Source organism: Microcoleus sp. B13-B6 (assembly GCF_036705405.1).
In the GTDB taxonomy this organism is placed as follows: domain Bacteria; phylum Cyanobacteriota; class Cyanobacteriia; order Cyanobacteriales; family Microcoleaceae; genus Microcoleus.
In genome coordinates this window covers 61,432-74,345 of the sequence record NZ_JAUBUJ010000018.1, presented here as the reverse complement: position 1 = coordinate 74,345, position 12,914 = coordinate 61,432, and the positions used below count along the sequence as shown (strand labels likewise).

The 12,914-nt window shown below is 46.8% G+C and carries 6 protein-coding genes; all 6 read left to right on the top strand.

Annotated elements, in window-relative coordinates; all coding sequences use genetic code 11:
- Positions 1 to 142 precede the first annotated feature (142 nt).
- The 6 genes from QUB35_RS10825 to QUB35_RS10800 all read left to right on the top strand — a co-directional run bounded on the left by QUB35_RS10825 (position 143) and on the right by QUB35_RS10800 (position 12,795).
- Positions 143 to 1,420, top strand: a complete 1,278-nt coding sequence (locus tag QUB35_RS10825; protein ID WP_333141932.1) for a bifunctional oligoribonuclease/PAP phosphatase NrnA — start codon at positions 143 to 145, stop codon at positions 1,418 to 1,420.
- Positions 1,421 to 2,163: 743 nt separating this feature from the next.
- Positions 2,164 to 5,802, top strand: coding sequence for a diguanylate cyclase domain-containing protein (locus QUB35_RS10820; protein ID WP_333141931.1), 3,639 nt, complete (start codon positions 2,164 to 2,166; stop codon positions 5,800 to 5,802).
- 70 nt (positions 5,803 to 5,872) lie between these two features.
- Complete coding sequence (gene sixA, locus QUB35_RS10815; protein ID WP_333141930.1) at positions 5,873 to 6,367, top strand: phosphohistidine phosphatase SixA; 495 nt, start codon at positions 5,873 to 5,875, stop codon at positions 6,365 to 6,367.
- A gap of 234 nt (positions 6,368 to 6,601) precedes the next feature.
- On the top strand, positions 6,602 to 7,747 hold the full coding sequence (locus QUB35_RS10810; protein ID WP_333141929.1) for a citrate synthase: 1,146 nt from the start codon (positions 6,602 to 6,604) through the stop codon (positions 7,745 to 7,747).
- A 376-nt stretch (positions 7,748 to 8,123) separates the two neighbouring features.
- Positions 8,124 to 11,633 (top strand): sacsin N-terminal ATP-binding-like domain-containing protein, encoded by a 3,510-nt coding sequence (locus QUB35_RS10805; protein ID WP_333141928.1) that lies wholly within the window; start codon positions 8,124 to 8,126, stop codon positions 11,631 to 11,633.
- Positions 11,623 to 12,795: a hypothetical protein gene (locus QUB35_RS10800; protein WP_333141927.1), complete on the top strand. Its 1,173-nt coding sequence runs from the start codon at positions 11,623 to 11,625 to the stop codon at positions 12,793 to 12,795. The genes QUB35_RS10805 and QUB35_RS10800 overlap by 11 nt, the downstream gene beginning before the upstream one ends.
- The last annotated feature ends 119 nt before the right edge of the window (positions 12,796 to 12,914 follow it).

Below are 12,914 nucleotides of genomic sequence, written 5' to 3'. Positions count from 1 at the left end.
GGTAAAAAGTTAAAGAGAATTTACCCTCTTAAATCCGGTTTCTCGTAATAAGTATTGGCTTTGTTAACGAGGCATCTACAAAGAAACCGGGTTTAAGAGCGAATGTCGTGCCAATGCTGAATAGTTAAATTGTTAATTTTTAATGATGAAAGACCACGCCCTTACCAATTCCGATGAAACATCTGGCAACCCCAAAGTTGAGTTTGATTCCAGCAGCGAGGTTGTACCCGCAGTGAGTGCGCCTGCGAAACGGCGCAGCAAAGCCGAAGTTGCTTCCGAAGAGAATCGCGGCCGTCTCCGCGAGGAATTGCACGATCGCAAAGTCGAGCAATTGCGCCAAATGTTCGATCGGCACAAAGGCAATCGCCAATTAATATTGCTGCAAGATTTTCCAGACCCCGACGCACTTTCAAGCGCTTGGACTTACAAATTAATCGCCGAACAATACGATATCCAATGCGAGATTATCTACGCCGGCGCCCTCAGCCACCAAGAAAATATTGCCTTAGTTAAATTGACAGGGTTGCCGTTGCAGCGGTGGACGCTGGAAACAGTAAAAACTAAGGATTTGTCGGTGTTTCAGGGCTGCGCTTTTATTGACAATCAAGGGACGACTTGTAACTTAACCGAGTATATTTTAGCCGCTGGAGTTTCGATCGCCGCCGTCATCGATCATCACAATTTGCAGGGGGAAATGAACGCAGAATTTACCGATTTGCGCCCTCAAATCCGCGCTACAGCCACGATTTTTGCCGAGTATTTACAGTCTGGACTCCTAACTCTCGACGCCAGCGTCAGTCTGCACATCAAGTGCGCTACAGCTTTGATGCACGGTTTGCGATCGGATACGATCGCCCTCAGACAAGCTCAGGAGGAAGACTTTTTAGCTGCGGCTTATTTGAGCCGATTTTACGACCCGCAGTTGCTGAATGCGGTGTTACAGTCGTCTCGTTCTAAGTGGGTGATGGACGCGATCGAGCGATCGCTCAAACACCGCACCGTCCAGAACAATTTTTCGATCGCCGGCATCGGCTACCTCCGCTATGACGATCGGGATTCTATTCCCCAAGCGGCGGACTTTTTAGTAACAGAGGAGAACGTACATACAGCCGTTGTTTACGCAATTGTTCACGACAAAGACGAAGAAATTGAAGTAGTAATTGGCTCGCTGCGAACTAATAAACTCACTCTCGACCCCGACGAATTCATTAAAGAAGCCTTCGGTCAAGATGCTCAAGGACGCTTTTTTGGTGGCGGCAGAAGTCAAGCTGGAGGTTTTGAAATTCCGGTGGGATTTCTTTCTGGCGGCAATGAGAACAGCGATTATGCAAGGCTGAAATGGGAAGTATTCGACGATCAGATTAAGCAAAAGTTGCTGCATTTAATTAGTCCTAAAGACAATCCTGTTTACGATCATTAACTCTGGGGTTTCTAGGTGCGGTATTGATTCCAGCAACAGCCTGGGAATGCCGCTGGGTTAGACCTCCGCTTAGTACGAGCTTTGGCCCCGTTTTTTTCGGCTTTTGGGCAAAATTTCAATTTGACAATCAGTCCTGGCCGCACTCCAACTCTCATCAACCGGGTTTTTCACTCTTATTGAGGGTTTGAACGAAGTAAGGGGGTTAAAAAAACCCCTTGCTCCGTCCAAGACTAAGAGTAATAAATTTTATACCAATTTCCCAAAATTACACGCTCAAGAAACCGTTTTTGTAACTTTTGTCAAAAAAGGCAACGAAGTATTTTGGTAAAAAAAAGATTTGGTGGCAAATTTAATTTCATAGAGTTTACTAACCTCCACAACAGAAATTTAAAATTTTAATAATTTTACAGGGTTATTTTTTGGAATTTTTTCTATAAAATCGCTAAATAAATCACACTTTGTTCGAGGCGACCCAGGATGTTTGGGCTGATTTTGATAAAAAAATGCCGTACAATCAGCCAAATAGACAGGGAAAAACATAAAGGCTTGGCTAAATCACATAAAAGCCTAAAATTTATATTTTTGCAGGAGATTAGTGAGTTTCAAATAAAACTTTGCAAAACTTTTGCATTTTTTACCTCAAGCAAACAATCTGTTGGTAAGACTTAAAAAAAAATTCTATATTATTTATTTTTCGGGGGTTATAATTGTAAAAAATAGATTGAAAAAAAAGGAACACGGAGATGTTTACAAAACAGAATTCCTCTTGGTCGTTAGATAAAATTATAGAAAAAATTTCAGCAATTGCACTTCAAATCAACGAGTTCGCGGAGGAGGAGACAATTTTGCAATGTGCGGTAGAAGAAACCAGGGTGCTGCTGCAAGCCGATCGCGTGATAATTTATCGCTTCCTACCGCATAGAAATGGCGTAGTATTGGCTGAATCGGTTGATGCCCAGTGGCCACGAATCCTAGGAAAACAGATTTACGATCCTTGCTTGGAAGCTACCTGGGTAGAGCGTTACAGCCAGGGACAAACGAGCAGCATTTCTGATATTCACAGCGGTCATCTTCAAGCTTGTGATGTCGAATTGCTCGATCGCATCCAGGTTCAGGCCAATTTAGTGGTGCCAATCTTGCTAGATGGCAAACAGCAGCAATCTCCGAAGCTTTGGGGACTGTTGATTGCTCATCAATGCCGAAGTCCGCGTCAGTGGGAGCCTCTCGACGTTCAGATCGTGCAATACGTTGCAGTGCAGCTTGGGTTGAGGATGCGGCATCTGGAATCTCACCGCCCGGTGCGGGCGCCAAATCAACCGCCGGAACTCGAAACAGAACCGAATCAAACTGCGATTAATACAGAAAGCGCGCCAAGAGTCAATCATCAAAATTGCCTGCAACCAGACTTTGCCTATTCCCCTAGCGGAGATATTTTTCACCTCAGTGCCTTTGACTTGTTGCAAAACCCGATCTGGGTATTTGATATTGAAAAGTTGCAAATGCGATGGGCAAACCAGACATCTTTACGCCTTTGGAATGCTTCGACGCAGCAGCAGCTCATAAGTCGCAACTTTAGCGATATGTCAGAGTCTACTCGGATTCGCTTGCAGAGCTATTTACAGCAGTTTGAGCAAGGCAAAACCTTGTCCGAGCAATGGACGTTTTACCCCGACGGTCAGCCTGTTTCTGTCGGCTGTCGCTGCTCTGGCATCAGGATTGATAGCGGGCGTTTGGCAATGCTGGTAGAGGGGATGGTTGAAACTACCGATCAGATTGAGCAGGAAACCTTGCGATCGATCGAGGCACTCCGACACACCACGCTCATGGTTTCGCTATATACCATCGAAGGTCTGCCGCTGCTGCAAAACCCCGCAGCTTTGCGCTGTTATGGGGATGCGCTGCACCCTCACTCTGCGACAGACAATGCTTTTGTGAGTCGCTTTGTTGACTCTCAGGTAGGAGAGCGAGCAATGGCAGTTCTTAAGTCCGGTGAGGTATTTAGCACGGAGGCTCAAGTGATTACTCTGGCGGGAATTCGCTGGCATGGGATGGACGTGCGGTGTACCGACGACCCGGTAACAGGCAACCCGATGTTGCTCGTGAACGAAAAAGACATTACCGACCGCCAGCAGGTAGAAACAGCCCTGCAAAAGAGTGAAACCCGGTTGTCAGAAGCCCAGCGGGTTGCCCACATCGGTAGCTGGGAATTTGACGTGATTGCCGGTAAAATTACCTGGTCTCCCGAACTCTTCGAGATTTTGGGACGATCCAGCGCCCTAGGCGAACCTACCTATGAAGAAAACCTGCGGCTTTACCATCCCGAAAGTGCCAGACAGCTACACCGGGTAGTTCAACGAGCGCTCACTCACGGAGAGCCTTATCTATTGCGCCTCAGAATCGTGCGCCCGAATGGTTCTATCCGCCATACCGAAGCCAGAGGACAGGCCCAACTCAATGCAGAGGGAAAAGTCGTTCGGTTGTTTGGTACATCCCAAGACATTACGGATCTTGTCCAGGCGGAAACAGAACTCAGAGAAATGAGTATAGCTCTTGCTAATGCCGTTGAGGGCATCTCGCGGCTGGATATTTTCGGACGGTACATCACCGTTAATCAAGCCTACGCGAATCTAGCAGGTTATCAGCCTGAAGAAATGGTTGGTATGAGTTGGCAGAAAACAGTTCATCCCGAAGACTGCGACAGGATGAGGGTCGCTTATCAAAAAATGCTAGCCGAGGGCCGAGTGGAGGTTGAGGCCCGGGGTATCCGGAAAGATGGCTCGATCTTTTACAAGCAGGTGGTGATGTTGGCAGCCTACGACTCGCAGGAGCGATCGATCGGGCATCACTGCTTTATGAAGGATATCACCGCTCGCAAGCAAGCAGAAGCAGCATTACAACAAGAGTTCCAGCGTCTGGCTGTGGTGATTGCCACCCAACAGGAAATCGCCATCCGCAATCCCAATCTCGATGCAGTCATGGCGGTGATTACCGAGCGAACTCAAAAATCGCTCGGTGCCGATGGGGCCGTGATTGAAATGCTGGAAGGGGATGAGTTGGTGTATCGGGCAGCCAGCGGTATCGCCAGCGCCTATGTTGGATTACGGATCAAAGTAGGGACAAGTTTATCGGGAAAATGTATTGCCACCGGCCAAATCATGCTTTGCGATGATTCACAAACCGATACACGGGTGGATCAGTCTGCCTGTCAGCGCATTGGTATCCGGTCACTGGTGGTTGTTCCCTTGTTCTATCAGGACGATCGGGTTGGCGTCTTAAAAGTTGTTTCCGGTACACCCTGTGCCTTTACAGAGTCAGATATTCATACCTTACAACTGATGGCGGGGTTTTTGGCGGGTAGTCTGCATCTGGCTTCAGAGTTTGATGCTAAAAACATTCTCCTGAGTCAATTACAGGAAAGCGAGGAACGGTATCGTTCTGTGATTATAAGCATGACTGAAGGCGTCGTACTTCAGCTAGCAGACGGAAAAATTACTACCTGTAATGCTAGTGCCGGAAGGATTCTCGGACTGAGCCCCGAACAACTGATGGGGCGTACATCCATAGATTTAGACTGGCGAACCGTTCAGGAAGATGGCTCTCCCTTCCCCTGCCAACAGCATCCGGCAATGATTACCCTACGGACGGGAAAACCCGTATCAAATGTGGTGATGGGCATTCACAAATCGGATAAAACGCTGACTTGGATTTCGATTAATTCGCAACCGCTGTTCCAAATGAATCAGTCTCAACCCTATGCAGTAGTAACGACTTTTGCTGATATTACAGAACGCAAGCGGGCCGAGGAGATGCTCAGACACCGGGCGGAACAAGAAAGATTAATTGCTACGACAGATGGGTTAACACAAGTAGCAAACCGCCGCTGTTTTGATGAGCGATTGGAGTCGGAATGGCACCGACTGATGCAGGGGAAACAACAGCTTTCGTTGATTATGTTGGATGTAGATTATTTCAAGCGATATAACGATTGCTACGGACATCAAGCTGGGGATATTTGTTTAGTAAAAGTGGCTTCATCGGCGGCACTTGCGGTTAAACGTTCATCGGATCTGTTGGCACGTTACGGGGGCGAAGAATTCGCTGCTATCCTACCGAATACGGATGCGGATGGCGCGATCGCGGTTGCTGAGTCGATCCGACAGGCAATCCGAGATTTGGGAATCCCTCACGAGCAATCTAATGTGAGCGCGATCGTGACTGTTAGCATGGGAATTGCAACTGTGATTCCCACTGCGGAAACATCACCGGATGAACTCGTTGCCCTCGCCGATCGAGCATTATATGATGCGAAACGACAAGGGCGCGATCGTTACACAAGCGCCAACCAGATGACGGCGCCAGAGCTTAATCCAGTTGTAGAATAGGCAAAAGGTAGGTATATCCTAGACCGCTCCTAGAAAAACGGGATAATAAAATGCCTGGAAGTATTGATATATGGTTATTTATCTGATCCGGCACGGTATCGCCGCCGCACCCGAAGAATATGATACAGACTCTGAACGCCCGCTGACTAAAGAGGGCGATCGTAAAACCCGGAAAATTGCCCAACGGCTGTACGAGCTCGAAATTCAGTTTGACTTGATTCTCACGAGTCCCCTACTGCGGGCGCAGCAAACGGCGCAAATCCTGCAAACAGTCGGTTTGAGTTCCCAAATAGAAGAATCCGCCGCCCTCGCACCTTCAGGAGACATCGGGAACTGGCTGGAGTGGTACAAACAGTGGCAGGAAATAGGTAGCGGCAGCTTGGCCCTGGTGGGCCACCAACCAGACTTAGGCCACTGGGCAGAAACTTTGCTTTGGGCTCGATCGCAAGATGCCCTGATTCTCAAAAAAGCAGGTATCATCGGCTTAATCCTCCCGGAGACCGGCTCCCCTGTGGGCCGCAGCCAAATGTTTTGGCTAACTGCGCCCAAGTTTTTGCTGCACTAGAAACAGCGAACCGCCCCGACATTAACAGGACGCGCCAGCCCTCTTAAAACGGCATTCTGGGACGGGGAAACCGGGAAAAAGGGGCGACAATACGCAGCGGTGCGATCGGACTATCTGTTGAAAAACCCGGTTTGTGAACCCCAATTAAATGATTATTTGTTAAGACTGCGACACTATCTTGGTTTCTGGTAATGTACTTTTATGTAGATTGAACTCACACAAAACGGTATCGCAATGGTCGTCGGCGAATTCAAACCAGGTTTAGAAGGTGTTCCCGCCACCTTGTCCAGCATTAGCTACGTCGATGGACAAAAAGGGTTGCTGGAATATCGCGGGATTAGCATCGAGGAACTGGCACTGAAAAGTTCCTTTCTCGAAACTTCATATTTATTAATCTGGGGGGTACTTCCGACAAAGGAAGAACTCGAAGCTTTCGAGCATGAAATTCGCTATCACCGCCGGATCAAATATCGCATCCGGGACATGATGAAATGCTTTCCTGAAAGAGGACATCCAATGGACGCCCTGCAAGCTTCAGCGGCCGCCCTGGGCTTGTTCTACTCTCGCAGAGCTCTGGCTAACCCAGCATACATTCGAGAAGCTGTAGTGCGGCTGCTAGCTAAGATTCCCACGATGGTAGCAGCGTTCCAGCAAATGCGACGGGGAAATGACCCGGTGCGGCCGAGGGATGACTTGGACTACTCAGCTAACTTTCTTTATATGCTCAACGAGCAAGAACCCGATCCGCTGTTAGCTAGAATTTTTGACACTTGTCTGACTCTCCACGCTGAACATACAATTAATGCCTCTACATTTTCGGCAATGGTAACAGCTTCGACGCTGACAGACCCTTACGGAGTGATTGCTTCAGCAGTTGGCACTTTGGCGGGGCCGCTGCACGGGGGAGCTAATGAAGAAGTGATTGATATGTTGGAGCAAATTGGTTCGGTAGAAAATGTGCGGCCTTTTGTCGAGAAGTGCGTTGCAAATAAGGACAAAATTATGGGTTTCGGTCACCGAGTTTACAAGGTGAAAGATCCCAGAGCAACTATTCTTCAGAGGTTAGCGGAACAGTTGTTTGAGAACTTCGGCCACGACGATTATTACGACATTGCTATCAAGTTAGAAGAAGTGGTTGAGGAAAAACTAGCTCACAAGGGAATTTATGCAAATGTAGATTTCTATTCGGGTTTGGTTTACCGCAAAATGGGAATTCCGCTGGACTTATTTACACCAGTTTTTGCGATCGCCCGTGTTGCCGGCTGGTTGGCCCACTGGAAGGAACAGCTAGAGGCAAACCGCATTTACCGCCCGACTCAAATATATACGGGGACTCACGGTGCTCCTTATATTGCGATCGAGGACAGACTCCCATCCTAAAGCTAAATTATCAACCCAGATATGTAAATGGCGAGAATAATTGTTTTGCTTTCGTGAAGTGTGGAATTAAAAATTGTTTTCGCCTTCCGAGTCAGGAAGCAATCTCTGTCTGCCAAAAACTGCCGTGCTGGGTTGCACCCCTCTTGTATGTTGTGGTGTTTGTTGGCGACAATAGTAAGAAGTGACGATTTTCAGGAACTCCGGTCCTCAGACTTGCGGGTCTGAGGCTTTTTATTGCAATATTACGAATAGCTTTCGGTAGGTTGCTGCGCGCGCACCCTACTTGTATTTACGCTTCGCTTGTATAGTATTAGATACAAAGTGAAGATGCGCGATCGCATTTAAATTCCTCCCGCTTTTAGTCGTCAGAACATCTATGGCTTACAGCAACAGCGAAATTGAGGGCAAGTCTTTCTACCAATCCGAACCCTTGATCGCCCGCTTGAGAGGGATTATCCGAGATTATCCCGAAGGCGTTGGCATTATCAAAGAGTTGATCCAAAATGCTGACGACGCTAAAGCAACGCGCGTAGAAATTACTCTTGATTGGCGCCACCATCCGGTCAAACAATTGCCTGACGATCGTATGGTACGGCTAATGGGGCCGGCGATGTTAGTCTACAACGATCGCGTGTTTGCAGATAAAGATTTTGAGAGCATTCGCAGTCTGGGACAAAGCGAAAAAGCCCGAGATTTGCAGAAAACGGGTAGATTTGGCGTCGGGTTTAATGCAATATATCATGTTACAGATTATCCGAGTTTCGTATCGCGCGATCGCATCATCTTTTTTGATCCTCACGGCGCGGCGATTCCGGGCACTTCCCGACAAGAACCGGGACGCGAATGGAATTTGGCAGACGCTAAATGGTACGAAAAATATCCCGATTTTATGCAAGTCTACGCAGCGGGAGGATTGCCATTAGGAGATACAAATTTTCAAGGCACTTTGTTTCGCTTGCCCTTGAGAACCGCAGAACACGCTAAAAATAGCGAAATTCGCAAACAAGCTTTTACCGAATCCAACGTCAATGAACTACTAGACGCACTGATTAATTCAGGTGAAGAACTGCTGCTATTCCTGAAATCGGTTCAGGAAATTAGAGTTTACGAAATCCCCGCCAACAGTCAAGAAACTAGGCAAGAGATTCTGGCGATTGTTACCCAGAACCAGCAAGAAGTACGAGAATCGCGGCAACAACTCCTCGATGCAATTCCCCAGACACCAGACAAATTGCTGGAATTGTGCCACAATAATCCAGCCGGTTTAATATCAGTTTCTTACCGCCACGAGATAGAAACGATTAGCGGGAATCGGAATACCAAATCAACTTGGAGAACAGTAAGTTTAATTCGCACAGATGAAGGCGACGAGTTGGCAAAAGTCATAAAAGCAATGTACGAAAGCCAAGAAAAAGTATTGCCTTGGGCGGGCGCTGCTGCTAGGATTAATGCTGTTAGTACCGAGGGAAATCCTCAACCTGTGGGCGGGAAAGTTTACTGTTTTTTGCCACTTCCCCTGGAAACTGGGCTACCCGTTCACATCAACGGTTTTTTTAACTTAAATAGTTCGCGGGATAACCTCAGCAGCGACAGCGGACAAACTGGAAAAGACCGACCGAGAGCTATTTGGAACCAGCTACTCGCACAGCACGTTTTGTCCCACGCTTATGCTAACTTAATTGTTGATTTAGTGCAAGATATTGGCAGGTATCAGCCAGAGGAATTTTACAAACTTTGGCCTGTTAGCAAAATTACTGTCAGCAAAGCTCTCGAAGAACTGCACCGTTTTGTCATACAGTTATTGTATCAGAGAGCAGTTGTGCGATCGGCTGTAGAACACGCTGTAACTCAACATCTATTCAGCGGGGCCGTGGTGTCACAAACAAGATGGGTGACGCCTCCGACAGTCAAAAATCTACCTTCTAAAAAGTTGTGGGACGAATTATTAGCAGCAATGCGCGCCGACAATATCGACATTCCCGAACCGCCATTACCCGAGTCAATTTTGGCAGCTTTTAAAGATGCAGGTTTGCTGTTGCAAACATTCACGGCAGCTAACTTGCGACAACACTTAACCGAAAACAAACAACTAGGCGTCCCCTTGCAAGATGCACCGAAACCCAGCTTGCAAAATAGACAGTGGATTGCGAATATGCTGCGCTATTGCATCAGCGACAATCACCGGGATTTGCGCGGTTTACCGCTAGCTTTTCTCGCTAATAATACTCTGCAAGTATTTGGTTACAACCCGATAGGCACTATTTACTTTTCCGAAGAGACATCAAGGCAGATATTTGCCGATCATCTAGAATGGTTTTTGCATCAAGATTTAAGCCAGGTAGTGCCTACACATAACATGATTGGCGTGTCAGAAATGAAGGCTACAGAAGTAGCGAGAAAATTGGTTTATGTCATTAGTTCAACGCAGTCACAATGCGATTGGCAATCTGATGCACTAAATCCACCAAATGCAGAGTGGTTGACTCTCGTATACAATTATTTTTTTAATATCTCCCCCAGATATCTGTCGCCAGAAACAGTCGAGGAATTAAAGAAAGTTCCACTGGTTCCGGGAAATGATGGTAAGCTTCACAAAGGAGGAACTGCGGAAACTCCTTTGTTGTGCGCTGATAATATTGCAGCGGAAACGATCGAGGCTGTACAGTATTTTGGGGTGACGCTTGTCAAAGCACCGGCTAAACTTGAAAGTGCGATCGCCCAATTTGCTCAAAGACACAAAAATCTGTTAGTCTATTTTCTGACAGGCCCAGATGTCCTAGACACAGTATCTTCGCGGTGCGATCGAGGTTTGCCGCCCTACCACCAACAGCATTATACCTCTCTCCTCAATTTCCTGGCAGCTTCAGAACCAACAAATTACGACCAAGATAGCCTCAACAAGCTGCGTCAACTACCAATTTACCCCACAACTTCCCACGAAATAGTTTCCCTCAACGATGAAAATGTCTACCTTCCGGGCGGTGGATACGAACCGCCGGAAATTGCAGGTACGTTGAGGCTTTTACGCATAGAAAAAAACAGGCAATGGCTGCGGCTGTTCCAATTTTTGCAAGTTCCGGTACTGAATCGCGCTAGACTAATTCGCGAGTGTTTGTTACCTGAGTATGCCTCATTTGCTCCTGAAGAACAATTAATCGCGCTGGCGTGGATTCGAGAGCATCTGAATGATGCTTGCAAAGAACTAGAAAAAGCAGGAGAGAATGCTTTTTCATTCCAGGAAGAGCTGAAAAAGGCGCGTTTGGTACGCTGTAGCGATCGCAGATTACGCTCTGTCGAACTAATTTACAATCCCGAAAGTCAAGTAATCCGCAACATTCTCGGAAATTTAGCAGCTATTCCAGACATGGAATTTTACTCGCAGGATTATGCACTCTGGCTCGATTTTTTCGATAATTTGGGGATGCGAAAAACCTTGAGTGCAGATGACATTGCAGCTTGTGTTGACAATCTAATTCAAACCGCCAATCGTTCGGGTACAGGCGCAGTAACCGATGCTTGTATTGCGGTTTTTAACTACATAGTTGATAATTGGGAGGCACTAAAATATACCCAAATTGGGAATACCAACAAAACACTGGCTGAAACACTCGCAGATAAACCTTGGCTTCCTGTCGAGCAAAATCCTGAGAAGTTAAGCCAATATCCCGCCGCTGCGATACCTGAACCCAGGCTGTATCGCGCTAAAGATGTCTGTTTCATTCAAGATGTTCGCTTAGTTGCTAGCCAAAAATTTTTATTTGCACGCCCTGATCGCGACTTGCTGAAGCCCGAAATCAGAACTGCACTTGGTTTTCAGCCTGTAGATACCACTACAGTTATCGACCACTTTGATACACTAATCAAAACTTGGGAAAATGACAGTTGAAATCACGACATCCGACGCTCTAAACGCACATTTACAATCAGTAAAGGCAATTTACAAGTATCTCGATGATACTTTCATCAAAGGCAGTATTTCCAGCGAACAACGCCAGCAAATTCAAAAGCGCTTTGCTCACCGTCAATGTCTGTGGGATGAGTCTAGGGGTAAGTTTTGGCGGCCAAAATACGCTTTTTTGGATGACGTGCCTTTTTTCGGCAACCGCCGCACAACTATAGCGGTTTCTCATCCATTTTCCGAAGTCTATCAGCTTTTGGGACAAGGGCGATCGCCTGTTGTACAAGATTACCTAGATTTTCTCGAAGAATTAGCAGCAGAGTACAGCAACACACCTTTAAACGCAGCAGATAAAAACTCTGCGATCGAGGTCATCGGCCGTCTAGAATCTCAACAGTCATTAGAAGGCTGCACAGTTAAAAACCCACCGATTCTTACTGCTAACATCACACTTGCTCCCGCCTGTCAAGTTCTCATCCCCGACGCACCTTGGCGCAAAGATTACATTGATCCCAACCAGATACTGCACCAGCAAATCTCCCCAAACTTTGCCAAAGCTGCGGGAAGTCTTTCTTTATTAAAAGATGTGATTGAACATCCGACGACGGTCAAAAATGCCCTAAATGCTAAAAGTAATGATTGGTGTCGAGAATGGCAAAATACGCTAAATTCCCCAGAATTTATATCGGGTTTAAAGCGGCTGATTTTCCACGAGCGCGACTCGGAACCAATCCTCAATATCATCTGGATTGCAAAGGCTAAAGTTTCGCCAGCTAGTCAAATTCATGTAGATTTATTCTGGAAGGGTGAAACCAAAATCGCGGCATCTATACCGGGGACTCAATACTTTGATGAGTTGAATAAAATATTTCATATTATCAGTAGCAGTAGCAGATACATTATGCTCTGCTATTTAGCAGAGAGTATTAATGCTCGACTCGGCGAATATGCAGTGCAAAATCTGCTGCCGCTGGCAAGCATTCTGGATGCTGAGCCGAACAATATTAATGCTTTGCTAAATGAGTTGCGAATTAGGTCTTTACCGGGCGATTTGTCTCCCGTCACCGCCCCTAATTTAGAAATTACATCCTCTGCAGGAGAAAAGGGCGATCGAAAGGGCGATCGCTCAATTTATTGGGGCGCATTTTGAGCGATTATAATGAGCATTATTATCGGCTCTGTAAGGTGCACATTGTGCACCCTACCAGCCTCTATTCTTCAGTCCGCGCAGGCGGACTTCGTTTGTATAGACGCGGTTTCAACCGCCGA

Excerpts from the sequence above, each read along its gene's own strand:
- QUB35_RS10810 (WP_333141929.1), top strand. The coding sequence starts at position 6,602 with ATGGTCGTCGGCGAATTCAAACCAGGTTTAGAAGGTGTTCCCGCCACC.
- QUB35_RS10800 (WP_333141927.1), top strand. The coding sequence starts at position 11,623 with ATGACAGTTGAAATCACGACATCCGACGCTCTAAACGCACATTTACAA.
- QUB35_RS10825 (WP_333141932.1), top strand. The coding sequence starts at position 143 with ATGATGAAAGACCACGCCCTTACCAATTCCGATGAAACATCTGGCAAC.
- QUB35_RS10805 (WP_333141928.1), top strand. The coding sequence starts at position 8,124 with ATGGCTTACAGCAACAGCGAAATTGAGGGCAAGTCTTTCTACCAATCC.
- sixA (WP_333141930.1), top strand. The coding sequence starts at position 5,873 with ATGGTTATTTATCTGATCCGGCACGGTATCGCCGCCGCACCCGAAGAA.
- QUB35_RS10820 (WP_333141931.1), top strand. The coding sequence starts at position 2,164 with ATGTTTACAAAACAGAATTCCTCTTGGTCGTTAGATAAAATTATAGAA.